The organism is Synechococcus sp. BS56D, from assembly GCF_004332405.1.
In the GTDB taxonomy this organism is placed as follows: Bacteria; Cyanobacteriota; Cyanobacteriia; order PCC-6307; family Cyanobiaceae; genus Synechococcus_C.
In genome coordinates, this window is sequence record NZ_PHQU01000004.1 from 199,130 (window position 1) to 223,122 (window position 23,993).

Annotated in this window: 24 protein-coding genes and 1 tRNA gene; 12 read left to right on the forward strand and 13 right to left on the reverse strand. The window is 62.8% G+C overall.

What is annotated here, in order from left to right:
• Positions 1-11: 11 nt before the first annotated feature.
• Positions 12-155, reverse strand: a complete 144-nt coding sequence (locus CWE17_RS07480; RefSeq protein WP_007100770.1) for a photosystem II reaction center protein K — start codon at positions 153-155, stop codon at positions 12-14.
• Positions 156-185: 30 nt separating this feature from the next.
• The gene (tgt, locus tag CWE17_RS07485; RefSeq protein ID WP_131455824.1) at positions 186-1,304 is read right to left on the reverse strand and encodes a tRNA guanosine(34) transglycosylase Tgt; all 1,119 of its coding nucleotides are present in this window, start codon (positions 1,302-1,304) and stop codon (positions 186-188) included.
• 74 nt (positions 1,305-1,378) lie between these two features.
• On the opposite strand from tgt, the gene cobS reads away from it, so the two are divergent.
• Positions 1,379-2,146: an adenosylcobinamide-GDP ribazoletransferase gene (cobS, locus tag CWE17_RS07490; RefSeq protein ID WP_131455826.1), complete on the forward strand. Its 768-nt coding sequence runs from the start codon at positions 1,379-1,381 to the stop codon at positions 2,144-2,146.
• Here cobS and CWE17_RS07495 read toward each other — a convergent pair.
• Positions 2,109-3,251, reverse strand: a complete 1,143-nt coding sequence (locus tag CWE17_RS07495) for a sensor histidine kinase KdpD (protein WP_131455828.1) — start codon at positions 3,249-3,251, stop codon at positions 2,109-2,111. The genes cobS and CWE17_RS07495 overlap by 38 nt on opposite strands.
• A gap of 388 nt (positions 3,252-3,639) precedes the next feature.
• Between CWE17_RS07495 and CWE17_RS07500 the strand changes: the two genes are divergently transcribed.
• A complete protein-coding gene (locus tag CWE17_RS07500; RefSeq protein ID WP_131455830.1) occupies positions 3,640-4,008 on the forward strand; it encodes a DUF3155 domain-containing protein in 369 nt (122 codons plus the stop codon).
• Positions 4,009-4,062: 54 nt separating this feature from the next.
• On the opposite strand, the gene CWE17_RS07505 is transcribed toward CWE17_RS07500, so the two are convergent.
• Positions 4,063-4,743 (reverse strand): alpha/beta hydrolase, encoded by a 681-nt coding sequence (locus CWE17_RS07505; protein ID WP_370318287.1) that lies wholly within the window; start codon positions 4,741-4,743, stop codon positions 4,063-4,065.
• Between CWE17_RS07505 and purH the strand changes: the two genes are divergently transcribed.
• Complete coding sequence (purH, locus tag CWE17_RS07510; protein WP_131455834.1) at positions 4,742-6,343, forward strand: bifunctional phosphoribosylaminoimidazolecarboxamide formyltransferase/IMP cyclohydrolase; 1,602 nt, start codon at positions 4,742-4,744, stop codon at positions 6,341-6,343. The two genes, CWE17_RS07505 and purH, sit on opposite strands and share 2 nt — an antisense overlap.
• Positions 6,344-6,392: 49 nt before the next feature.
• Positions 6,393-6,854, forward strand: coding sequence for a DUF4079 domain-containing protein (locus CWE17_RS07515; protein ID WP_131455836.1), 462 nt, complete (start codon positions 6,393-6,395; stop codon positions 6,852-6,854).
• Between the two features lie 37 nt (positions 6,855-6,891).
• On the opposite strand, the gene CWE17_RS07520 is transcribed toward CWE17_RS07515, so the two are convergent.
• The 4 genes from CWE17_RS07520 to sfsA all read right to left on the reverse strand — a co-directional run bounded on the left by CWE17_RS07520 (position 6,892) and on the right by sfsA (position 11,202).
• Positions 6,892-7,518 (reverse strand): DUF1997 domain-containing protein, encoded by a 627-nt coding sequence (locus tag CWE17_RS07520; protein ID WP_131455838.1) that lies wholly within the window; start codon positions 7,516-7,518, stop codon positions 6,892-6,894.
• Positions 7,519-7,580: 62 nt separating this feature from the next.
• Positions 7,581-8,777 carry a 4-hydroxy-3-methylbut-2-enyl diphosphate reductase gene (locus CWE17_RS07525; RefSeq protein ID WP_131455840.1) on the reverse strand — a complete coding sequence of 399 codons (1,197 nt, stop codon included), beginning with the start codon at positions 8,775-8,777 and terminating at the stop codon, positions 7,581-7,583.
• A gap of 99 nt (positions 8,778-8,876) precedes the next feature.
• Positions 8,877-10,343: an ammonium transporter gene (locus CWE17_RS07530; protein WP_131455842.1), complete on the reverse strand. Its 1,467-nt coding sequence runs from the start codon at positions 10,341-10,343 to the stop codon at positions 8,877-8,879.
• Positions 10,344-10,437: 94 nt separating this feature from the next.
• Complete coding sequence (sfsA, locus tag CWE17_RS07535) at positions 10,438-11,202, reverse strand: DNA/RNA nuclease SfsA (RefSeq protein WP_131455844.1); 765 nt, start codon at positions 11,200-11,202, stop codon at positions 10,438-10,440.
• A 113-nt stretch (positions 11,203-11,315) separates the two neighbouring features.
• Between sfsA and murJ the strand changes: the two genes are divergently transcribed.
• Positions 11,316-12,923, forward strand: a complete 1,608-nt coding sequence (gene murJ, locus CWE17_RS07540) for a murein biosynthesis integral membrane protein MurJ (protein ID WP_131455846.1) — start codon at positions 11,316-11,318, stop codon at positions 12,921-12,923.
• Here the strand turns inward: murJ and CWE17_RS07545 are convergent.
• Genes CWE17_RS07545 through CWE17_RS07555 form a run of 3 tightly spaced genes read right to left on the reverse strand, consistent with a single transcriptional unit; the run spans position 12,910 to position 13,749 of the window.
• Positions 12,910-13,173, reverse strand: coding sequence for a cytochrome-c oxidase (locus CWE17_RS07545; RefSeq protein ID WP_131455848.1), 264 nt, complete (start codon positions 13,171-13,173; stop codon positions 12,910-12,912). The two genes, murJ and CWE17_RS07545, sit on opposite strands and share 14 nt — an antisense overlap.
• A gap of 25 nt (positions 13,174-13,198) precedes the next feature.
• Positions 13,199-13,489, reverse strand: coding sequence for a DUF3181 family protein (locus CWE17_RS07550; protein ID WP_131455850.1), 291 nt, complete (start codon positions 13,487-13,489; stop codon positions 13,199-13,201).
• Positions 13,486-13,749, reverse strand: a complete 264-nt coding sequence (locus tag CWE17_RS07555) for a hypothetical protein (protein ID WP_131455852.1) — start codon at positions 13,747-13,749, stop codon at positions 13,486-13,488. The genes CWE17_RS07550 and CWE17_RS07555 overlap by 4 nt, the downstream gene beginning before the upstream one ends.
• A 123-nt stretch (positions 13,750-13,872) precedes the next feature.
• On the opposite strand from CWE17_RS07555, the gene CWE17_RS07560 reads away from it, so the two are divergent.
• The 7 genes from CWE17_RS07560 to CWE17_RS07590 all read left to right on the forward strand — a co-directional run bounded on the left by CWE17_RS07560 (position 13,873) and on the right by CWE17_RS07590 (position 20,560).
• Positions 13,873-13,946 (forward strand) — tRNA-Arg (locus CWE17_RS07560).
• An 86-nt stretch (positions 13,947-14,032) separates the two neighbouring features.
• Positions 14,033-15,325 (forward strand): serine hydroxymethyltransferase, encoded by a 1,293-nt coding sequence (gene glyA / locus CWE17_RS07565; RefSeq protein WP_131455854.1) that lies wholly within the window; start codon positions 14,033-14,035, stop codon positions 15,323-15,325.
• 93 nt (positions 15,326-15,418) lie between these two features.
• Complete coding sequence (locus CWE17_RS07570) at positions 15,419-16,597, forward strand: undecaprenyl/decaprenyl-phosphate alpha-N-acetylglucosaminyl 1-phosphate transferase (RefSeq protein ID WP_240789320.1); 1,179 nt, start codon at positions 15,419-15,421, stop codon at positions 16,595-16,597.
• Positions 16,569-17,882: a competence/damage-inducible protein A gene (locus CWE17_RS07575; RefSeq protein ID WP_131455856.1), complete on the forward strand. Its 1,314-nt coding sequence runs from the start codon at positions 16,569-16,571 to the stop codon at positions 17,880-17,882. Before CWE17_RS07570 ends, CWE17_RS07575 begins: the two co-directional genes overlap by 29 nt.
• Positions 17,883-17,908: 26 nt before the next feature.
• On the forward strand, positions 17,909-19,333 hold the full coding sequence (gene leuC / locus CWE17_RS07580) for a 3-isopropylmalate dehydratase large subunit (RefSeq protein ID WP_131455858.1): 1,425 nt from the start codon (positions 17,909-17,911) through the stop codon (positions 19,331-19,333).
• Positions 19,334-19,382: 49 nt separating this feature from the next.
• Positions 19,383-20,009 (forward strand): 3-isopropylmalate dehydratase small subunit 2, encoded by a 627-nt coding sequence (locus CWE17_RS07585; RefSeq protein WP_131455860.1) that lies wholly within the window; start codon positions 19,383-19,385, stop codon positions 20,007-20,009.
• Positions 20,010-20,083: 74 nt separating this feature from the next.
• Positions 20,084-20,560 (forward strand): pentapeptide repeat-containing protein, encoded by a 477-nt coding sequence (locus CWE17_RS07590; RefSeq protein WP_131455863.1) that lies wholly within the window; start codon positions 20,084-20,086, stop codon positions 20,558-20,560.
• A 3-nt stretch (positions 20,561-20,563) separates the two neighbouring features.
• On the opposite strand, the gene CWE17_RS07595 is transcribed toward CWE17_RS07590, so the two are convergent.
• Together CWE17_RS07595 and CWE17_RS07600 are read right to left on the reverse strand one after the other, a co-directional pair.
• Positions 20,564-23,656 carry a DUF3769 domain-containing protein gene (locus tag CWE17_RS07595; protein WP_370318293.1) on the reverse strand — a complete coding sequence of 1,031 codons (3,093 nt, stop codon included), beginning with the start codon at positions 23,654-23,656 and terminating at the stop codon, positions 20,564-20,566.
• A 171-nt stretch (positions 23,657-23,827) separates the two neighbouring features.
• Positions 23,828-23,947 (reverse strand): photosystem II reaction center protein I, encoded by a 120-nt coding sequence (locus tag CWE17_RS07600; RefSeq protein ID WP_006042333.1) that lies wholly within the window; start codon positions 23,945-23,947, stop codon positions 23,828-23,830.
• Between the last annotated feature and the right edge of the window lie 46 nt (positions 23,948-23,993).

Below are 23,993 nucleotides of genomic sequence, written 5' to 3' on the forward strand. Positions count from 1 at the left end.
GGCTTCAGGATTCAGCGGAAGCCGACGGAGGCCTGCCAAACGAAGGCAAGCAGCAGGAAGAACAGGGGAATGATCGGCAGGATGTCGACCAGCGGTCCGAAGGCCTGATAGGCCTCGGGCAGTTGGGCCAGCAGATCGAGTGTGGTGGCGGCCATCCCGGCGATGTCATGGGCGATGAGCGGACGCTACCACGTGTGATGGGCGGGAGACTCTGGGAGCCAGGGAGCGAAATCCTCTGCAAAACAACCGTCCCGGATTGCTTGCCCCATTGCAGTCGTGAAGCGGATCAGGTGGGTCAGGTTGTGGAGGCTGAGCAGGGTCAGTCCGAGCAGTTCATCGCTGCGGATTAGGTGATGGAGGTAGGCGCGGCTGTGGCGTGTGCAGGCGGTGCAGGGGCAGCTGGCATCCAGCGGGCTGTGGTCGTGGCGGAAGCGGGCATTGCGCAGATTCCAGCGCTCGCCATCGACCAGGGCGGTGCCATGGCGTCCGAGCCGGGTCGGGAGCACACAGTCGAAGAGGTCGATGCCATTGGCCACGGCCACCGCCATCTCCCGGAGGGTGCCGATGCCCATCAGATACCGAGGACGGTCATCGGGAAGTAAGGGCGTGACCTCTCTGACGATCCGGTGCATCTCCTCCACCGGTTCGCCCACACTCACGCCACCGATGGCGATACCGGGCAGGTCGAAGCCAGCGACTGTGCGGGCACTCTGCTCGCGAAGATGCGGGAAGCAGCCCCCCTGCACAATGCCGAAGAGGGCCTGGTCAGGCCGATTGTGGGCTGAGGCACAGCGCTCGAGCCAGGCGTGGGTGCGGCGGCAGGCTTCCTCCACGTCGCTTTCGCTGGCCGGATAGGGGGGGCATTGATCGAAGGCCATCGCCACATCAGCCCCGAGGGCCATCTGGATCTCCATCGACCGTTCCGGGGTCAGGAGAATCTTGCTGCCATCGCGGGGGTTACGGAAATCAACGCCGTGATCGTCGATGCGGTTCAGCTCACCCAGGCTGAACACCTGGAAACCACCGGAATCGGTCAGCATCGGGCCGTCCCAGCCCATGAAACGGTGGAGGCCGCCGGCATCCGCCACGATCCCTTCGCCGGGCTGCAGATGCAGGTGATAGGTGTTGGACAGCACCATCTGAGCGCCTGTGTCCGCGAGCTGGGTGGTGCTCACCCCTTTCACGGTGCCAAGGGTGCCCACGGGCATGAACCGTGGGGTGTTCACCGGGCCGTGGGGGGTTTGGAAGCAGCCGCAGCGTGCACGCGTGTGGGTGCAGTGGGCTTCGATCTGAAAGCTGAACACAGGCCCCTCAGGCGCCATCCCTGACCTTACGGTGAACCCCTGCCCCCGCCCCTCACCTCTCTCCTCTGGCTGCCATGGCTCCGCTCTGGATCCGCGACTTCGCTGGCGCCTGGGTCTTCTACACCGTGTTGCCGGGTTGGCCCCGCCTTCAGCCCCGCTTTGAACGGATCGCTCGCTTCGCTCCCTGGATCGGCTTGGTGATCGGCAGCTTGCAGACCCTGCTTTGGCTGCTGTTGGAGGCATTGGGCTGGTCGCCACTACCGCTGGTGCTGGCAGTGATCAGTTTCGGTGCCTGGTTGACCGGAGGTCTCCATCTCGATGGTGTGATGGACACCGGGGATGGCCTGGCGGCTGGTCGAGACCGATGCCTGGAGGCGATGGATGACAGCCGCGTCGGGGCCAGCGGCGTGCTGGCGTTGTTGCTGGTGCTCGCACTGCTGGTGGCAGCGCTGTTGACGCTGGCCCAGCATCAACCGTCTCTAGTGCCGCTGGTGCTCCCCGTCGTTGCGTTCTGGGGGCGCTGTTCTCCGCTCTGGGCGATGTTGGGCTTCCCTTATCTGCGCGAGGAGGGAACGGCGTCCTTTCACCGAACCCATGCCCGATCAGGCCAAGAGCTGATTCCCGCCGCAGCGGTTGTTGGGCTTGGGCTCGTGGTGTTGCTGCCGTGGCCGCAGTGGCGAGGGCTGCTGATCAGTGTTCCCTGCGGACTACTAGCGGCCTGGGGAGTGGCCACTTGGCTGGGGCGCCGTCTGGGGGGGCACACCGGAGATACCTACGGTGCCTCCGTGGTCTGGACTGAAACACTCACGCTGGTGTTGTTGGCGCTTCTGCTGGGAGGGTGAGCAGGAAGGCATTGCCTTCCACCGGTAGCTCCGGGCTCAGTGTCTGTGGGTTGCAGAGCAGGCGCAGCTCTCCGCCTCGGTCTTCGGCTAGCTGCCGGGCGAGGGCCAGCCCTAGCCCGCTTCCTGATCGCTCGCGGCTGCGTTCGCCGCGGACGCCCTGCTCGAAGATTTGCTCTCGCTCTGAGGAATGGATGGCTGGTCCTCCGTCCCAAATACAGATGCCGCGTTGGTCGCCCTGATTGCTCAGATGCAGGCCCAGGGGGGCACCGGAGGGGCTGTAGCGGAACGCGTTTTCCAGCAGGTTGGCGATGATCTCGGCGACCACGCCGTCTTCTCCTGGACGCTCCACATCGCTCCAGTCAGGCCAGGGTTGCGGACTCGACCAGGAGCGTCCCTGGAGTGTCGCCGTCGCTGCGGCGCGATCCGCTAACGGTGCCAGCAAGGAGCGCAGGCTCTGCTTTTGGCGGCTGGGGAGCATCGGTGGCAGCAGCAGGGCGCTGGATCCCTGGGCTTCCAGCAAGCGGCTCTCCCGGCCGATTCCGTCGATGGCAGTGATGTAACGGTCCAGTCGTCCTTGCTCATCGAGCAGGTTCTCCACGAGGGGGCGGTGCTGGCTCTCGGGCTCGAGTCGGCGCAGGAGCAGTTGGGCATAGGTCCGTAGGGCGGCCAGAGGATTGCGGAGCTGATGCACGACGAGATCAAGCTGCTCTCGCTGCAGCTGAAGTTGGTGGCTCAAGCGGCTGCGTTCCAGGTCGAGGCTGAGGTTGTAGGCGAGGGCGCCCGCACAGGCCTCCAGGCGGCGATCGAGCCCGCGGGTCCAGGTTGCGGCACTGCTGCATTCAGCCCGCAGAGCCCCGAGCAGCAGGTTGCCTTCACGGAGGGGGTACCAGCGGCGTTCGGCCGCCGGTGCCCGCAGGGCTGGATCCGTTTCGACGGGCGGAAGCGGTGTGGCGCTGTCTGGCCATTGATGCACCATCTCAAGGCCTGGCTCCGTCCCGTCCTGGCCACGGGCGACATACAGCACGAGCCTGGCGATACCCTCCTCTCCCTCAAAGCAATCCAGCTGTTGCTGGGCTAGGGCAAGAAAGCGTTCGCTGAGGAGCATGGAACTCAGATGTGCCGTCGAACACAGACGGATGGCGCTTACCCCGTCCCGGGGGGTTGTCAATCAGGGAAAAAGTCTTAAGATCTGATGATCGACCGATAGCACGCCCCCTCCGAGAGGCGAGGCTTCGGCGTCAACTCCGCTGCGGTTGCGCTTTAGTCGCTACCAAGGCTACAGCAGAGGTTGATGCGTCCCCTGTTGTGCATCGGTTTCGGCCGGTGATGTTGATGCCGTGAGCCGGCGTCAGTGTGGCTCGCCACAGCTGGCGCACCTTTCGGATTGCTGACGTCTCGACGCTTTGCGTCTGTTTTTGCGCTGGTGTTCGTCCGCTCTGGCGGGCTGCTCCGACGCTTTCCACCTTCATGCTCCCCAGTGGGAGTCTCTCGCCATGTCCAAAAAGCGCAAGCGGATCAGTCGCCGCCGTCTCGCCGGTCAGCGTGTTCTCGCCCACGTGCCGACCTACAACCTCGAAACCGGTGAGCACAAGCCCGTCACCGCCGGTCGTCGCTTCATTGCCGAAAACGGCATTACCCCTCCTGCACTGCTGAAGGTTCGCCGCAACGAACACACCACGGATCATTTCTTCTGGGGAGAAAAGGGTCTGTTCAGCGCTCAGTACGCCGAAGAGAACCACTTCCTTTTCCCTTCTCTGCGCTCCATCGTCGACAACATCGGCGAGGACACCCTGTTTGAAGGCCTCGAGCTCGTGGCTGATGACTGGGAAGAGATGGAGGAGTACGAATACGCCTTCGTCTGAAGCCGTTCCCAGGCCTCAAACCACCACCATGGCGAGCAAGCCCTCAGAGTCTGGTCATGACCACCAGGCCCTGAGGGCTTTTGTGATGGCTGGCAGAGCTGCGGCGTCGATGGTGTGTCCGGATTCGCTGGCGACGAGGTCAGCTTTCGCTGCGTTGGTGTTTGCGTTGAGAAGGCTCTGGAGTTGAAGGCTGGCCTGAAACGGCACGATCTCATCGTTTTTTCCATGGAGCAGCAGCACCGATGGCCGATTCGCCGGCGCTGCCCAGCCTGGATGGGGGTAACCGCTGCAGGAAATCACCCCCGCCAGAGGCAGATCACAGCCACTGAGCACGGCCATGGCCGCACCTTGGGAGAAGCCCAGTAACACGGTTTGCGCCAGCGGAATCCCTCCGCTCTCCAGCTCCTTCAGTCGTTGGCAGAGCGCTGCCTGGGCGGAGGGAACGGCTTGCCAGTCGGAGGGGAAGAGTCCATACCACTGGCGGCCCGATCCCTGGGGATGGGGCTCCGGCGCGCGCAGGGCGATCAGTTCCACCGGCTGGGGGAGATCCGCTGTCAACGCCTGGCCGAGAGGCAACAGGTCATCGGCATCTGCACCCCATCCATGCAGCAGCACCAGCCGCTGCTGCGCCCCTGGGGGGCTGAGCAGAAGTCGGTCGCTGGGGTTCGCTGCAGGCATGAACAGAGGCGGAGTCGCTGCTGCGTAGGTTGGCCCATGGAATCCTTCTGCTGCCATGGCTCCCACAGCCCTGCTGAGCGTGTCCGACAAGCGGGGGCTGGTGCCCTTGGCGGAGGCCTTGCACCGTCGCCATGGCTTTCAGCTTCTCTCGAGTGGCGGCACGGCTACGGCGCTCGAGCAAGCGGGCTTGCCCGTGACCCGCGTCGCTGATCACACAGGCGCTCCGGAAATTCTCGGTGGTCGGGTCAAGACCCTGCATCCCCGGATCCATGGGGGGATCCTGGCCCGTCGTGGGGATCCCGCCCATGAGGCCGATCTCGCGGCTCAGCAGATTGCACCGATCGATGTGGTCGTGGTCAATCTCTATCCCTTCAGGGAAACGGTGGCTGATCCTGATGTCAGCTGGGACACCGCCATCGAGAACATCGACATCGGCGGACCCACCATGGTGCGCTCGGCAGCCAAGAACCATGCGCATGTGGCTGTGCTCACCAGCCCCGAGCAGTACGACCGGGTGGTCGCTGCCCTCGATCGCCCCGGTGGGATTGATGCTGGCCTGCGCCGTCGTCTTGCTCTTGAGGCGTTTGCGCATACAGCCGCTTACGACACCGCCATCAGCAATTGGATGAAGGGCCGGATGAACCCGGCCGACAGTGATGCAGGGCAACAGGACAGCGAAGAGGGCGGAGCCGCGCTGCCGTGGCTCGAAGCAGTGCCCTTGCGTCAGACCTTGCGTTATGGCGAGAACCCCCATCAGCAGGCGGCCTGGTACAGCGCACCCCGTCGTGGCTGGGGAGGAGCGCTGCAACTGCAGGGCAAAGAGCTCAGCACCAACAATTTGCTCGACCTGGAGGCGGCCCTTGCCACGGTGCGCGAATTCGGATACGGCACAGAGGGGGCCCACCCTGCGGAGCAGCCGGCGGCCGTCGTGGTCAAGCACACCAACCCCTGCGGCGTGGCCGTTGCCGAGGGGGTGGCCGGGGCGCTCACCCGTGCGCTTGATGCTGACCGTGTCAGCGCCTTCGGAGGGATCGTGGCCTTGAACGGTTCCGTGGATGCCGCGGCGGCCCGTGAACTGACCAGCCTGTTTCTGGAGTGTGTGGTGGCACCGGGATTCAGCCCTGAGGCGCGGGAAATCCTTGCCGGCAAAGGGAACCTCCGTCTGCTCGAGCTTGCCCCTGCGGCGATCGATGCGGCCGGCCGCGATCACGTGCGCAGCATCCTCGGCGGTGTCCTGGTGCAGGATCTGGATGATCAACCGATCGATCCAGCCGGATGGACCGTCGCGACGCAGCGTCCGCCGACAGCCCAGGAACAGGCGGATCTGCGTTTCGCATGGCAGTTGGTGCGCCATGTGCGTTCGAACGCGATTGTTGTCGCCAGGGACGGACAGAGCCTGGGGGTTGGCGCCGGACAGATGAACCGCGTCGGTTCCGCTCGCTTGGCGCTCGAAGCTGCCGGAGAGCAGGCCCGGGGGGCTGTGCTTGCCAGTGACGGCTTCTTCCCTTTCGACGACACGGTGCGTCTTGCGGCCAGCCATGGCATCACCGCAGTGATTCATCCCGGCGGCAGCCTTCGCGACGCTGAGTCCATCAAGGCCTGCGATGAACTGGGCCTGGCGATGCTGCTCACCGGGCGGCGCCACTTCCTGCATTGAGGCCCTGAACCCCTAACCTCGCCCCACGCCCCCTTCCCTCTTCAGCGCGATGACCCTCGCAGCCCTTCCTTTTGCCCTCAACTTTCTGCATCCGCTGATGATGTGGGTGTTATTGGCCGCCGGTGCTTATGCACTGTTCCTGGGCATCAAGGCCAAAAAAGTGCGCACTGGCACCCCGGAAGAGCGCAAAGCCCTGATCCCCGGCAAGTTCGCTCAGCGTCACTACCTCTGGGGAAGCCTGCTGCTGGTGGTGATGGTGTTCGGCACCCTTGGAGGCATGGCCGTGACCTATCTGAACAACGGCAAGCTGTTCGTCAGCCCACACCTGATCGTCGGTTTGGCCATGACCGGGATGATCGCAGCCGCTGCGGCGCTTTCACCGCTGATGCAGCAGGGGAATCTCTTGGCCCGCAAAGCCCATGTGGGCCTGAATATGGGCATGCTCACTCTGTTCCTCTGGCAGGCCGTGAGCGGTATGGAGATCGTCAACAAAATCTGGACCAACCGCTGAGCCGGATCAGGCGGCTGGAGCTAAGCCGCCTAGGCAATCAGAACGCTGCCCGCTTTCTCGGTGGGCAGACAAGCCCATGGCTGGCATGGAAATCTTCCTGCACTTTCCAGGTCAGCTTGCGTGAGATCTGACGCACGATCTGGCGCAGCAGGTGATCGCCACTCGACTGCACCAGTCCCTCAGGCAGCACCGTAATCACCTTGGGCAGCCGGATCCAAACGGAGAGATCCAGTGACCAGCTGACGCTGGTGGCTTCGTTGCTGCCGTTTTCGCTGGTCTGCGGTTCCAGATTGAGGGTCGCCTGGAAGTCAACGTCGTAGAGCTCCTGAAGTGCTGGATCCGCATCGGCCAGGGGCACGGTGACGATCGCGTAGGTGCCCTCCTGCTGCGGCAGCAACCTCAGGCCGATGGTCGGTTCCACCTCGAAGCCGAAATTGCCGAAGCGACCGAGGCGCAGGGCATAGGCCTGGCTGTCGATCGCCGCGACCTCCATTGGGGCGGCACAACGTCGGAACCAGCCTTCATGTCGGTCGAGGTAGACCGCCACCGGGTCGCGTGGCGCCAACATCTCCATGCGATCGGAGAACGTGCTCCGATAGCAGCGGACCTGGCGATCGTCGCTATGGCGCAGGGTTTCGGCTGGAGGTCTCGCCAAAAGCAGCACGGATGAATGTCCCTCGCCGGGGACGGTCCCCGTTAGATCAACCAATGTAAAGGGGCCGGGCCTCAGCGTTCGCTCAGAGCGATCAGACGCTGAATCACATGCTCCACGACGCGATCAGGGGTCGAGGCGCCGGAGGTGATTCCCACCTTCACGGGGCCGTCCGGCAGAAAGTTTTCTTCGCGCACCAAGTCCTGGCCCAGGGGTTTGTGCTCGATGCTGTTGTCGGCATCGATGCGCTCGGGCGTATCGATATGGAACGAGCGAATCCCGCGGCTGATGGCGATCTCCTGAAGGTGGGTGGTGTTGGAGGAGTTGTAGCCCCCGATCACCACCATCAGATCAAGGGGTTCATCCACCAGGGAGAACATGGCGTCCTGCCGCTCCTGGGTGGCATCACAGATGGTGTTGAAGGCGAGAAAGTGCTCGTTGAGGTGGGCCGGTCCGTATTTGCTGAGCATCGTGCGTTCGAAGAGCCGACCGATCTCTTCGGTTTCGCTCTTGAGCATCGTGGTTTGGTTGGCGACCCCCAGGCGCTCCAGGTCTCGATCGGGGTCAAAGCCTGGTGAACAGGCCTTGGCGAAGCGATCCATAAAGGCGTCCCGATCGCCCTGACCGAGGATGTAATCGGCCACCATGCGGGCTTCCTCGAGATCGAGGACCACCAGATAGGTGCCGGCGAAGGAGCTGGTGGCGAGGGTTTCCTCGTGCTTCACCTTGCCGTGAATGATGGATGTGAAGGCCTGTTTCTTGTGCTTCTCCACGGTCGTCCACACCTTGGAGACCCACGGACAGGTGGTGTCCACGATGTGGCAGCCCCGTTCATTGAGCAGCTGCATCTCCTGCACCGTCGCACCGAAGGCCGGCAGGATCACCACGTCTCCTGAGGCCACTTCGGAAAAGTCCTTCACCCCTTCATCCACCGGGATGAACTGCACATTCATGTCGCGCAGGTGGTCATTGACCGAGGGGTTGTGAATGATCTCGTTCGTGATCCACAGCCGTTCACTTGGATAGTGCCGACGGGTTTCGTAGGCCATGGCCACAGCCCGCTCCACGCCCCAACAGAATCCGAAGGCTTCGGCCAGTCGCACCGTCAGTCGGCCGTGGTTGAGGCGGTAATCGTTGTCGCGGATCGAGCCGATTAGGCCACTTTGGTAAGCCTGCTCCAGGCTGCCGGCCACCTCCTCGGCGCGACCGAAGCCCCGACGGTTGTAGCGATCGGAGTGATGCAGAGAGCGCTTGAAGGCGTGGGTATCCATGGCGCGACGTCGGCGGTGGGATGACTCTATGGGTCCAAAACAAAACCCGACCCCCTGAGGGGTCGGGTCGGAACGCTCAGGAGGCTGAGCCAAGGGGTTTTAGTTGCCGGCTGAAGCGAAATCGGGATAGGCCTCCATCCCGTGCTCACCGATGTCGAGACCTTCGATCTCTTCCTTTTCAGTGACGCGGATGCCACCGAACAGGGAACCAATTACAGACCAGGCGATCCAGCAGGTCACAAGGGTCCAGATGGCGTAGGCAGCACAGCCCAGGGCCTGAATACCCAGCTGGGAGATGCCACCGCCGTTGAAGAGGCCGATGCCGGCAGCACCGGGATCCATGCCATCCACGCCCCAGAGGCCGATCACCAGGGTGCCCCAGATGCCGCACACACCGTGCACAGAGAAGGCACCAACGGGGTCATCGATTCCTGCGGCATCAATGGCAGCCACAGCGAACACCACGATCACACCACCCACGGCACCGGCCACCCAGGAGCCCACCAGGGTCATGTTTCCGCAGCCAGCGGTGATGCTCACCAGGCCGGCGAGGATGCCGTTGATGATCATCGTCAGATCCGGCTTGCCGGAGGTCAGGGTCGACACAACCGTGGCAGCGATGGCACCACCGGCAGCGGCCAGGGTGGTGGTGACAGCAACGTAGGGGACGTACTGGTCCATGGCCAACTCGGAGCCAGGGTTGAATCCGTACCAGCCGATCCAGAGCACCAGAGCGCCCAGGGTGGCAATGGCCATGTTGTGACCAGGAATGGCCTGGGGCTTGCCGTCGATGAATTTGCCGATGCGGGGTCCGAGCAGCATGGCGCCGACAAGACCTGCCCAGGCGCCCACGGAGTGGACGATCGAGGAACCAGCGAAATCGATGAAACCAAGCTCGCTCAGCCAACCGCCGTTCCACTGCCAAGAACCGGAGATCGGGTAGATCACAGCGGTCAGGATCAGGGAGAACACCACGAACTCACCGAACTTGACGCGTTCGGCCACAAGACCAGACACGATCGTTGCGGCGGTGCCGGCGAAGGCAGCCTGGAAGAGGAAATCAACCGAGGGGACCAGACCGCCTTCTGCGATCAGCTCAGGGGTGACCGTGGGGTCAAAGAAGAGGCCGCTGAAATACAGCCAGCCCGCGGCGACGGGGTCGCCGTACATCAGTGAATAACCAATGAACCAGTAGGCGGTCACCGCAAGCGCGAACACAAACAGGTTCTTGGCCAGGATGTTGACCGCATTCTTCTGACGACACATACCGGCTTCGACCATGGCGAAGCCGGCGTTCATGAAGATCACCAGGATGGTGGCCACCAGCAACCAGAGGTTGTTGGCCAGGAAGGCGGCATTCAGCTCGGGCATCTCAGCGGCGTGGGCCGAGAGATTGAAGAGACCGAGGCCGAACAGCGCGACCGGCACACAGGCCAGCCACATCAAAGAGCGGTTCGACTTAAAGCCGCGGATGCTGCGGAGGAGGAGCATGGGGCCTTCCAAGAGACTGGCGTCTTGGAGGCGTGTCTTGCCCCGCCTTGCAGGCGAGTGCAGAGCAGTTGTCATGAAAGGAGAGCAGGGCTGCAGAAAGGGCTGGACGCTGGGTCCGGCTTCCAAGCCCCAAAGTGCTCGCTTATGAACCTTTCCCTGGTGACGATTGCTACGGAATTGCCGATTGGTGGCTTTGAACCGGCCTGAGGCCATCCCAGAAGACCCCGTTCCGTTCGAACTGAAACGCGCAGGGAAAGACCTCCACGCCAGCACTCAGGGCCTCTCGGAAGAGCTCGCCGTAGCGGGGATCAGCACTGTCTCCCGGCGCGAACGCCGTGACATCCGGTCGGCTCAGGCAGGGCACCAGCACGGCCCGTGCTTCCGGCGGTAGGGCGCTCAGCTCCTTTAGGTGTTTCTGCCCTCGCTCCGTCACCGTGTCGGGAAAGAGAGCTAGAGACCCCTCGCTCCAGGTGGTGTTCTTGACTTCGAGATAAATGGGGCGCTGATCCTTGGCTGTCTCGTCAGGTTGAAGCAGCAGATCAATGCGACTGCGTTTGTTGGCTCCGTAGGCGACTTCTGGCCGAATCGAGCCGATGGCCCCGAGTTGTGTGTCCAGGTGTCCCGCTTCAATCGCCGCGCGGACCAGGCGATTGGGAAGGGCCGTGTTGATGCCCACCCAGCAGGGGCTGCCATCAGCCCCTGCTACTTCCGCTTGCTCCCAGGTCCAGGCGAGTTTGCGGGTCGGTGAGGGGGCGTAGCGCAGTCGCACGCGTCCGCCGGGATGCAGCACTCCTGTCATCGGTCCGGTGTTGGCGCAGTGGGCGGTCACCTCGCTGCCGTCATCAAGACGCACGTCAGCGAGAAAACGCTTGTAGCGCTTCAGCAGCACGCCCTCCTGCAGGGGCTCGAATTCAAGAAGCGGTTGGCCGGGCATAGCTGCGCAGCACCAGGGACGGAGATGGTGGCCATGGTGGCCCCTGGAGTGGGCCTGACAGCGCCGTGGGGTCGAGAATGCCGCGAAGTTCAGACGTGCCGGCCGGGCTGTTGATGGCGAGATCCCTGAAGCGCATCGCCCTGGTGGTGACCTACGGCACCTTGCTCAGCAAGTTGGGAGGGCTGGTGCGGCAGTTGGTGATTGCCGCTGCCTTCGGGGTAGGGGCTGCCTACGACGCCTACAACTACGCCTATGTGCTCCCGGGCTTTCTGCTGATTCTTCTGGGTGGCATCAATGGCCCCTTTCATAGCGCCATGGTGAGCGTGCTCAGCCGTCGGCCGCGGCAGGAGGGGGCTCAGATCCTCGCCACCCTCAACACGATGGTGAGCGCCGTGCTGTTAGCGGTCACCATCGTGCTGGTGTTGGCCGCCGATCCCTTGATCACCCTTGTGGGACCTGGCCTGAGTCCCGAGCTGCACCAGAATGCCGTGCTTCAGCTTCAGGTGATGGCGCCGATGGCGCTGCTTGCTGGTTTGATCGGCCTGGGGTTCGGCTCACTGAATGCCGCCGATGAGTTTTGGATCCCGGCCATTTCGCCGTTGATGTCTTCTCTGGCCCTCATCCTTGGCGTTGGGCTGTTGTGGGGGCAGCTCGGTGCCTCGATCGCGAGCCCCGCCTTCGCGATCCGCGGGGGGGTGGTGCTGGCCTTTGCCACTCTGGTGGGTGCCTTGTTGCAGTGGCTTCTGCAGTTGCCGGCCCTGGCCCGCCAGGGATTGGCTCGGATGCGTTTGGTCTGGGATTGGCGGCATCCCGGGGTTCGTGAGGTGTGGCAGGTGATGGGGCCGGCCACCCTCTCCTCGGGCATGCTCCAGATCAATGTCTTCACCGATCTGTTCTTTGCCTCTGGCATCCTCGGCGCGGCTGCTGGTCTCGGCTACGCCAACCTGCTGGTGCAGACACCTCTGGGCCTGATCTCCAATGCCCTGCTGGTGCCGCTGCTGCCCACCTTCTCGCGTCTGACCGCTCCGGAGGATCGCGAGGCCCTGGTGGCGAGGATCCGGCAGGGTCTGATGCTTTCCACCGCTGCGATGCTGCCGTTGGGCGCTTTGTTCGTCGCCCTCGGACAGCCGATCGTCGCTCTGGTGTACGCCCGTGGTGCTTTTGACCAGCAGGCCGTCCTTTTGGTCACAGGACTTTTGATGGCCTACGGGGTGGGGATGCCCGCTTATCTGGGGCGAGACGTGCTGGTGCGAGTCTTCTATGCCCTTGGTGACGGCACGACACCCTTCCGCCTCTCCCTGGCGGGCATTGGCCTGAATGTGGTGTTCGACTGGTTGCTCGTTGGCGGCCCGACCCCCTGGGGGCCTCAGCTGCCTTTCAATTTCGGGGCGCCGGGCCTGGTCTTAGCCACTGTGGCGATCAACCTGATCACCTGCGCCGCTTTGGTTCTGGCCCTTCAGCAGCGTCTCGGCGGCCTGCCGTTGGACGCCTGGGGTCGGGATGGACTGCGGTTGCTGCTGGCGGCGGTGTTGGCCGGTTTGTCTGCTTGGGCGCTGAGTTCAGGCCTCGACTGGGCTCCTGATGGCATGGGTCGAATCCTGCAGGTGGCCCTATCCGGTGCGATCGGATTGGTGGTGTACGCCCTGATCGGTCAGGCCAGTGGTGTCCCGGAAGTGCGTGAGATCACGCATGGACTGATGCGTCGGTTCAATCGTCGCTGAGCCGAACCTCCCGCTCCTCCCGCACCTGGATCGGAAGCTCCAGTTGCTGACGGCCCACCACCTGCGGTCCTTGGACGGAGAGGATTCTTGCTTCGATCCCGAATTCGCGGAACGCGGTATCCAGTTCTTGGATCAACGCTTTCTCCACCTGGGCCTCAGCGTCGACCACTTTGCCGATCAGCCGCTCGCCCAGCCGGCCAATCCGTTGGCGCACCACTTCACGTGCGTTGGTGACCTCAATGATCAGCACGGGACCTCCCGGGATGGCTGCAACCTTATCGGCAGTACTCCTCCAGGATCTCCTCGAGATCGCGGAGTTGTGCGGAGGGCATAAGCCTGGCGAGGGGGAGCCTGGTGCTGCCGCCGCCTATGGGCACCTGCACGGCTTCAAGGGCCTGACGGGCCGCTACAGCAGCGCCCTGGTCCATGCGAGCGCTGCATTCAATGGCCAGGGCCTCGGCGAGTCCGGCATCGCCGAGATACAGATGCCAGTTGGCGATCTGCAAATAGAGACGGTCGCTCAGGTTGTTACTGAGATCCCGCAGGGATGCGGCGTCAAGGCTCATGGTCCTGGAGGGGCAGAGGGCTGGTCTTCAGAGGCTGGTCGCATCTTGATCAGCACACCGAGTTGCACCACCAGGATCGCCAGCCAGAACTCGCTGAACAGGTTGAGGTGCTCCCAGGGGTGGCGCATCTGCTGAACGAACCAAAGGCCGCTGTTGACGGCCGCGAAAACCATGGCGTGCAGGCACAGGTTCACAATCCGATTGAAATGCCTGTAGGTCGGGTCCGTGGGATCAGCAGGGCCGTACCAGCGGATAGGCATGGAGCTTCCCGTGACGATGCGTTGATTCTGGCGCCCGGGCTGTTGCTTCCAGTCGATGTGCTCCCAGTCGATGTGCCCCAGTTGACGAAGGGTGCCTCGATAGGGTCAGATGGTTGGGCGCAAGCGCTTGTAGCTCAGCGGATTAGAGCATCTGACTACGGATCAGAGGGTCGGGAGTTCGAATCTCTCCAGGCGCGCTTCTCCAACTGCCTTCGGGCAGTTTTTTTTTGGCTGCTCGCAGGGGTCCTATTTCCTACGATTCGACAACAGTCGGATTGTGTCGATGTCTGAACGAGCCCCTTCCAAGATCAATGTCGCTCTAGGGGAGACCGATCCCGCTATCGCAGCACTGATCGCACGGGAGCAGGACCGTCAGGAGACCCACCTCGAGCTGATCGCTTCCGAGAACTTCGCCTCCCGGGCCGTGATGGAGGCTCAAGGGTCGGTGCTCACCAATAAGTACGCCGAAGGCCTGCCGCACAAGCGCTACTACGGCGGCTGTGAGCATGTGGATGCGATTGAGGAGCTGGCGATCGAGCGGGCGAAGCAGCTCTTTGGTGCCGCCTGGGCGAATGTGCAGCCCCACAGCGGCGCTCAGGCCAATTTCGCCGTGTTCCTGGCCCTGCTCCAGCCCGGCGACACGATCATGGGCATGGACCTCAGCCATGGCGGCCATCTCACCCATGGGTCACCGGTGAATGTCAGTGGCAAGTGGTTCAAGGTCGTTCAGTACGGCGTTGACCGGGAGACTCAGCGTCTCGACATGGAGGCGATCCGGAAGCTTGCGCTCGAGCATCGGCCCAAGTTGATCGTTTGCGGTTACTCCGCTTATCCCCGCACGATTGATTTCCCTGCTTTCCGGGCGATCGCCGATGAAGTGGGGGCCTTCCTGCTTGCCGATATGGCTCACATTGCCGGCCTCGTGGCAGCAGGTGTGCACCCCAGCCCTGTTCCCCATTGCGATGTGGTCACCACGACCACCCACAAGACCCTTCGCGGTCCCCGTGGAGGTCTGATCCTCTGCCGTGATGCCGAGTTCGCCCGTCAGTTCGATAAGGCGGTCTTCCCCGGCACCCAGGGTGGCCCGCTCGAGCATGTGATCGCCGCTAAGGCCGTGGCCTTTGGGGAAGCACTTCAGCCCGCTTTCAAGGCCTATAGCCAGCAGGTGGTTGCCAATGCACAAGCCCTCGCTGCCCGGATTCAGGAGCGGGGAATTGATGTGGTGAGCGGTGGCACTGACAATCACGTGGTGCTGCTCGACCTGCGCAGCATCGGCATGACCGGCAAGGTGGCCGACCTGCTGGTGAGCGATGTGCACATCACCGCGAACAAGAACACCGTGCCCTTTGATCCGGAGTCCCCCTTCGTGACCAGTGGTCTACGCCTGGGCACTGCCGCTCTCACCACCAGGGGCTTTGATGCTGAGGCCTTCCGAGAAGTGGCTGATGTGATCGCTGATCGTCTGCTGAATCCCGAGGACGACGCCATTCAGGCCCGATGTTTGGAGCGGGTCCGTGACCTCTGCTTGCGTTTCCCGCTCTATGGCGGAGTCGCTGTTGCACCGGCGCTTGCCTGACTGTCCCAAATGGTCTTGGAGCCTGGGCATGGACCTGCCTAGGATTTTTCTATTCGATCCCTTTTCGGGGTGATTCCCTCCGCGGAGCTTCCTGTGACCCTCGCGAGCAGCCCCCTCGCAGTCGCCGTGGCGAGCTTCGTAATGGCTGCGGGGATCACCACGATCATCGTTCCTCGGGTGCGGGCTTTAGGACTGCATTTCGGCCTCACCGATCAGCCCGATCCGCGCAAGCAGCACTCCACGCCGATGGTTCGTCTCGGTGGGGTGGCCATGGTGATGGGTTTCGCCCTCGCTCTCGCGGTGACCTGGGGGCTGGGGGGCTTTGGTCTGCTCGCTCCTGACCGAGATCAACTGATCTGGACCACCCTGGCGGGTTCCCTTTGCTTTTTTGTGATCGGCCTGGCCGATGACCTCTTTGCTCTTTCCCCCTGGCCCAGGCTCGCGGGGCAGGTGGCTGTCGCCGTCGTCGTCTGGTCCCAGGGGGTGAGGATCGGTGCCATCGATTTCCCCTGGCTGATCGATGGCGGCACGCCTCTTGTACTGCCCGATCTGCTCAGCCTCGCGGCCACGGTGATCTGGCTTGTGGGCATCACCAACGCGATCAATTGGCTTGATGGCCTCGACGGCCTGGCCGCTGGGGTGGCGGGTATTGCCGCCGTTGGCCTGGTGTCCGTCAGCTTCTCGCTCCATCAGGTGGCCGCTGGTTTCTTAGCGGCTGCTCTGGCTGGCTCCTGCCTCGGCTTTCTTCGCCACAACTTCAATCCCGCCCGCATTTTCATGGGGGATGGAGGGTCTTATTTCCTCGGCTTCACCCTTGCGGCGATCAGCATTGTGGGGCCGGCCAAAGGCATCACGACCGTCAGCTTGCTGCTTCCCCTGCTCATCCTGTCCCTCCCTCTGGCCGATATGAGCGCCGTGATCATGGGGCGTCTCCGGGAGGGCCGCTCGCCTTTCTACCCCGATCGACGCCACCTTCATCACCGCTTACTCAGGGCCGGTTTCAGCCATCGACGGACGGTTCTGTTGATCTACGTGTTCACCCAGTGGCTTGCTGCCTTGGCCATGGTGGTTGCCAATGTGGAGCTGCGCTTCCTCTGGCTGGGCTTGGCTACAGCCATTTTGGTGGGAACCGTTGTGGTGCTGCGTCGTCGCCAACAAGAAGAGCGAGCCGAGCTGCGCCGCTCCTCAGGTTGTGGACCCGACGACGGTGAGCGTCAGACCTGTGTGTCACCGAACTGTTCTCATGGGAACACCCCTGCGCAGCGTGGCTGAACGGGACGATCAACGGGAAGGTGGCGTTGAGCTTCTTTGTGTTGGCACGGAGTTGCTGCTCGGCAACATCCTCAATGGCAATGCCCGCTGGCTGGGCGAACAGCTGGCGGCACTCGGTTTGCCTCACTACAGGCAGTCGGTGCTTGGAGACAATCGCTCCCGTTTGATCCGCTTTGCTCAAGAGGCTGCAGAGCGCTCCAGGGTGTTGATCACCACGGGCGGCCTTGGCCCTACGCCGGATGACCTCACGACCGAGGCATTGGCCACAGCTTTCGAGACTCCCCTGGAGGAGCGGCCCGAGGTCTGGGCCGACATCGTCGCGAAGTGCCGCAGTCGCGGCCGCGAGCCTGGCCCGAGCCTGCGTCGTCAGGCACAACTGCCTCGAGGGGCCCAGGTGCTTCCCAATGCCACCGGTACGGCGCCAGGGATGATCTGGTCACCCCAGGAAGGATTCACGATCCTCACCTTTCCTGGTGTCCCGAGCGAGATGCGGGCGATGTGGAGTGCAACGGCAGCCCCGTTGCTGCGCGATTCTGATCTGGCCCAGGGGGTGATTGCGAGTCGCCAGTTGCATTTCTGGGGCATCGGCGAATCCAGCCTTGCCGAGCAGATCGAGGACTTGCTGTCTGGTCGCAATCCCACCGTGGCCCCCTATGCCGGTGGCGGTGAGGTGATGCTGCGTCTCACCGCAAGGGCCCAGACCGAAGACGAGGCGTTTCGCTTGTTGGACCCCGTGGAGCAGGAGTTGTGCCGTCGCACTGGGCGACTCTGCTTTGGAGCCGATGACGACACCCTGGCCTCTGTGGTGATTGCGTCGCTTCGGGAGCGTGGGCAGACCCTGGCGGTGGCGGAATCCTGTACTGGGGGCGGCCTTGGCGCTTCCCTGACGTCTGTTCCGGGCGCATCGGAGGTGTTGCTTGGAGGCGTGATTGCCTACGCCAATCCCGTCAAGCGAGACCTGCTCTCGGTTCCTCAAGAGCTGCTCGACCGCCATGGGGCCGTCAGTGATCCAGTGGCGATTGCGATGGCGGAAGGGGTCCGTCGCTGCACCGGTGCCGACTGGGGAGTGGCGATTACTGGGATCGCCGGTCCAGGTGGCGGTAGCGAGACCAAGCCGGTGGGCCTGGTGCATTTGGCTGTGGTCGGTCCTGATGGTGCCGAAAGTCGCGGCGAGCGTTTTGGTGCCAGCCAAGGTCGTGACTGGATCAGGCGGCTCAGTGTGGGGGAGGCCCTGAACCGCCTGCGCCTTCGCCTTCTCGAGAGTGCTGCTGTTGCTGACGCTTAGGCTGATGCGCTGATCATTTGGCGGGCATGAGCAGCGGCACGCTTTACGACAAGGTCTGGGAGTTGCACCGGGTGGCGGAGCTTCCCGGTGGATCCACTCAGCTCTTCATCGGTCTGCATTTGATCCATGAAGTCACCAGCCCGCAGGCTTTTGCGGCGTTGGACGACAAGGATCTCGCCGTGCGCTGTCCTGAGCGCACGGTTGCCACGGTGGATCACATCGTGCCAACCACAAGCCAGGCGCGTCCGTTCGCCGATCCCCTGGCTGAAGAGATGCTCAGCACGCTTGAGCGCAACTGCGCGCGGCATGACATCACCCTGCATGGCCTCGGCAGCGGCCGTCAGGGCATCGTGCATGTGATCGCTCCCGAGTTGGGTTTGACCCAACCCGGCATGACCGTGGCTTGCGGCGATTCCCACACCTCCACCCATGGCGCCTTCGGTGCGATCGCTTTCGGGATCGGCACCAGTCAGGTCCGCGATGTTCTCGCCAGTCAGAGCTTGGCGATGAACAAGCTGAAGGTGCGACGCATCTGGGTCGACAATCAGCTCAGTCCAGGCGTGTTTGCCAAGGATCTGATCCTGCATGTGATCCGCACGTTGGGTGTGAAGGCCGGTGTGGGCCATGCCTATGAGTTCGCTGGTCCAGCGATCGATGCGCTCTCTATGGAAGAGCGCATGACGCTCTGCAATATGGCGATCGAGGGAGGTGCCCGCTGTGGCTACGTGAATCCCGATCAGGTGACATTCGATTACCTCGCCGGTCGGCCAGCGGCACCCAGCGGTGATGCCTGGGAGCGTGCTGTGACCTGGTGGCGCTCACTCGCTTCCGATCAAGACGCCAGCTTTGATGATGAGGTGCGCTTCGACGCGGCTGCGATTGCGCCCACGGTGACTTGGGGGATCACCCCTGGCCAGGGCATCGGTGTGGATGAAGCGGTGCCGACCCCTGATGAGCTTCAGCCATCGGACCGACCGATTGCGGAGGAGGCCTACCGCTACATGGATCTGGCTCCAGGTCAGGCGATTGCCGGAGTGCCGATTGATGTCTGCTTCATCGGCAGCTGCACCAATGGTCGTCTCAGCGATCTGAAGGCTGCGGCTGCTGTGGCCCGTGGACGCCATGTGGCTGAAGGCATCAAGGCGTTTGTGGTGCCTGGATCAGAGCAGGTGGCTCGGGCGGCGGAAGCGGAGGGGCTTGATGCGGTCTTCCGTGCAGCTGGTTTTGAATGGAGAGAGCCCGGCTGCTCCATGTGTCTGGCCATGAATCCTGACCGCCTGGAGGGGCGGCAGATCAGTGCAAGCTCCAGCAACCGCAACTTCAAAGGGCGCCAGGGCTCTGCCAGTGGGCGCACGCTGCTGATGAGCCCGGCGATGGTGGCCGCGGCTGCGGTGACCGGCACCGTTACGGATGTCCGCAGCCTGGTGGCAACGGACGCCGTCTCCGGCTGAGTTAAGTCTCATTTCGTTTCTTCCCCGAGTTCTCCACCCGACGCTGTCCATGACCCAGTCAGGCGCCTTCCCCCAGGGCATGATCACCCAAGTGCATGGGCGTGCCTTCACCCTGCGGGGCGATGACATTGATACCGACCGAATCATCCCCGCTCGCTATCTCAAATGTGTGAGTTTCGAAGCGCTTGGCGATCAGGTGTTCGCGGACGATCGTCAGGAACTCGCTGGTGCTCACCCCTTTGATCAGCCCGAACATGTCGGGGCAAGGATCCTTGTGGTTAACGGCAATTTTGGTTGTGGCTCCAGCCGAGAACATGCGCCTCAGGCACTGATGCGTTGGGGGATTCGTGCTGTGATCGGTGTCAGTTTTGCTGAGATCTTTTACGGCAACTGCCTCGCTTTGGGCATTCCCTGTGCAACGGCAACACCTGATGAGGTGGTGCGCTTGCAGGCAGCGGTTGAAGCTGACCCAACGCTCGAATGGTCCCTTGATCTGGAGCGCGGCCGTTGTCAGAACGAGCGGGCGGGCGACTGGGAGGTGCGCCTGGATCCAGGAGCGCGGGAGATGCTGCTGAGCGGTCGTTGGGATGCCACGTCCCAGCTTGTGGCTAGGGAGGCGGAGCTGAACGCAACGCTGCAACGGTTGCCGTATCTCAACGGTTTTCATCCCCTCTGAGCACGCGGGGATGAGCCTGGGGCTGCGGACACTTGCCTGAGTGTCTATGACGGAAGGAGAGGAGTCTTCCGTCTATGGCCTCCATTTCAGCCTCAGCATCTGTCCTGGCGGGGGCCTTCACCCTGGGCCTGACCGCTGTTGCACCCTTGCGCAGCGAGAGCGTGGTGCCTCTCCAGGTGCAGCCGTTCATGGCGCCCATCGAGCAGTTACTCACCGTTGGTGCTTGCCGAGCCTGTGATCTGCGTGGTGCTGATCTGCGCGGTGCTCATCTGATCGGTGTTGATCTCCGTGATGCCGATCTGCGCGCTGCCCAGCTCGCGGATGCCAACCTCGAGGGAGCTGATCTCAGTGGTGCGCGCCTCGACGGGGCTGATCTGCGTGGGGCGATGCTGACCAATGCCGAGCTCTCCGGCACGGATCTTCGCCATGCCGATCTGCGCAACGCGGTTGTGATCAATGCCTATGCACCGGGGGTGCAAACGAATGGCATGCAGTTTGCCGGCTCCGATCTCACCGGTAGCCATCTGATTTATGGAGGTGGGCCCGACTGATGTTCAGAAGGGTCTGGTTTCCAACGTGTTCGGCAGGTTGCGCGGGGTGTAAGGGATGAAGGGCACACCAGTGCCGGTGAAATTGAAGTCATTGAGACGGAAGCGGAAGCCACCGATTCCTTCGTAGGGGTTGTAGTAGAAGCCGAAGTCATAGCTGCGCCGCTGCCAGCGCAACTCGATGTTGGAGTTGATCACGTCGCCGTAAAACTCTGAGGCTGGATCCACGTTGAGAGCCACGCCCATGTTCAGGAGCAGTGGTCCTGCGATCTGCTGGGTGATGCCAATCCCAAGAGTGCCCAGATCGATGGCCTGGTCAAAGTCGAATGGGCTGCTTCCCTGCTTGAGCGTGCCGCCGCCGCTGACCGACAGCTGGGTGTAGTCGAGGAAGGGTTTGCTGAAGGTGCCCAGGGTGAGGGTCGGGCCTCCCGACAGACTGATCGTGTTCTGAGATGTGCCGTTGCCGTATGCCGCCAGCAGGGTGTTGACGTTGGTATTGAAGGTGAGGCCAGGCACAATCGCTACTGGTGAGTAGCGATAGGCCCCTTCAGGAGTAAGGGGAGCTGTTTTGCCGCGCCAGAGCGGATAGCTGCTGTTGAAGGAGCCGTAGAAATTTGCCCTCCAGAGTTCGCTCAGGTTGGTGCTCTCGAAGTCTTCGGCCTGGTAATTGCCAAGCCCGATTCGCCACAGATAGGAATTGCTGAGTTTGCCCCAGTTCACGTTGCCCTTCTGTTCGGCGAAGCCGCCGAACGCCGAATAAACATCGGTTTCGCCTAAGGAACCGTTCCAGGTCCGGTAGCGATAGGCGCCGAAGAAGCGGGTGGTGAATTCCCCGATCCAAGGAAGCGTGAAGTTGTTTTTGATGCTTCCCCAATAGCGACTGCCATTGGCGATGTTCTGAGGGCTGAAGGTGCTGATGTCGGCGTTGACCGTGGTGTCCCAACCCCAGAGCTGGCCATTCAGCTCGGCTTCCAGTCCAAACAAATCGCCGATGGTGGTGGGCTGAGTCACATCGCCGCTGTCGACGGAGGAGCCCGGTGCCACGTAGCTGTTGGTCTGGCCATCAATAGCCCGCTGCACCAGAAACTGCGGTTGCAGGCTCAGGGTGTAGTCACTGCTGAGTTCGATCGGCTTGAGGTTTCTGCCGATGAAGAATCCATCACGGTCTTCATTGTCGATGCCGAACACCCAGCGATTCTCAATCTCCTCCTCCTTCTGAATGCGTTGAGTGCGGCTCACTGGAATCGGGAGCCGTTCCTCGACAATCAAACGGTTGCGATCGCTTTGGATCACGATGTCGCCATTGGGCTGTTCCCTGGCAATGACGTTGTCTGCATCGATGCGGGTCTGGGCTGGTGTGAACGGGTCATTACTGAAACCCATCCGATCGGCTTGCCACCCTTCTGGGGTCACGCGGACCCGTGCCGCCTGAATGCGCCAGCGACTGATCTCGCCGGTGACCAGCTGGGTACGGCCAACTCTTTGGAGCTGTGTCGGTTGGATGGCTCCAAAGGTGTTCTCTTCCTCGATGTCGCTATTACGAACGGAACTTGCAACTCCGACCCGCCGGTCGACCGTGAGCGCTTGTTGGAACTGGATGCTGCTGATGCGCTGGTCGATGGCTGCGATCGCTCTGGCCCTCTCTGCTTCTTGTTCTGAAAGGGACAGCTTGGAGGTCTCGCTCTGAGCCAGACGGGTGACAGGTGGCGGGGCAGCGGTTGGGGTTGGGTTGCCCAAGGTGATGTCATCCAGCAGCTCGTTCAGGCTCTGCGGTGGCACGCGACTGGCGCGGTCAGGGTCGGGACAGCCCAGGGGTGGTGGGACCACCTCCTGCTTCGGCGCTGCAGGATCCTGGCCCCAGCGGTAGCGCACCCCGACTAGATAAGCGTTGCTGCCCTCCCTGACACCGCTGTAGGTGCCGAAGGCGCCGGAGCGGTGGTGGATCCTGCCTACCACTGAGAGCTCGGGAGAGACGGCGGCCTCGAGTTCAAAGGCCAGGTAATTGAGCAGCTGCGCGTAGTTTTCCCGGTAGGTGCGCTCGTAGTTGCTGACGGAGGTGTTGTAGCTGATGCCCTCGACAAATCCGAAGCTCAGCCAGGGTTGCAGCCAGAGTCGCGCCCCTAGGCCGAGGATCCCTTCAGCAAAGGTCTGATCAGGCGTGTCGGCATAGGGCACTGATTGGTTGAATTGGCCGCCTTGCTGGCTGTAGGCGTGGTGGCCAAACAGGTCGGCCTCCAGTTCCAGCGATAGGGGGCCTGCCCGCCAGATGCGCTTCTGAATACTCAGGCCGAGTAGGTATTCCGGTCGCATCCTTCCGTTGAAGAGGAAGGTATCGCCGAAGTTGGAATCGATCATCTGCCCACCCCAGGCCGTCACAGCCCAGGGATGGGGATGCCAGGGGGGGACCGGGGGCAGCACTGGCGGGCAGGCCATCCCTGCATCGGCGGGCTTGTTGTTGGGTTGTGGCGCATCGGGCACCTGCCATTCCGGTGCCGGCGGGAGTTCCACGTCCCAAAAGCCGCTGCCGTCACCCTGGGGGCTGATCCGCTCGGCGGTGCTTGCCTCCAATTCGATGCCGAGGGCTGTGGGGAACCCCAGACCGCTGCTTTCAATGACCGGCAGGAGGCGCGACGTGCCAGTTGATGGATCCGTGGGCTTCTCCTCAGGCTTGGGGTTGGCTCCGCCTCCGTAGGGGTTGAGATCGATGGCGGCGCTGTCGAGATCCAGGACGCCGTACACGTCTTCCAGCTCGCCCTCCCCCTGGATCAGGCTGAAGCGAAGCGTGCTGGCCTGGAAATACTGCGCACCCTTGCGATAACGAACGCTGCCACGGGCGAACAGTGTGTTGAAGTTGCTGTCGAACTCGATGCGGTCAGCCTGCAGGACCCCGCCGTTGAGGACCGCCCGTACGTTGCCCTCGGCGATGAATAGGTTTCTGCGCGAGTCGTAGCTCTGTTGATCAGCCTTGAGCTTGATCTCCAGCGGTGGACGGGGCTGTTGCTCCGAGTCTTTTGTGCTGCCGGCAGACTTGCTTTCAGCAGGCGCAGGCGTCTCTGCCGCCGCTGGCGAGATCGGGCTGATCAGGGAGCCCAGGAGCACAAGCGAGTAGAAGCGCCTGGCCAGCAGGTCGGAATGACCGGATGTGACGTTGCGAGCCGGCAAGCGCTGCTGCTGCTGTGGCCGCTGATCTTGCCACGCGCAGCAGGCTCAACTCTGCAGATGTTGTCCAGTGTCTGGCGTGACTGAACGCGCGGTCAGCCGCCTCTGGATTCAGTCTTCGAGGTCCTTGCGGCTGGGGGTGCGGCTGGGATCGCTCGCCAGGAAGCCGAACACGAAGATCCCGAGGAAGAAGAAGACGACCGAGTAAACGGAGATCTTGAGGGCAAGCATGGAGACCGACCGGCGTCTGGGACAGCGCCATCATCCTATGGGGCAA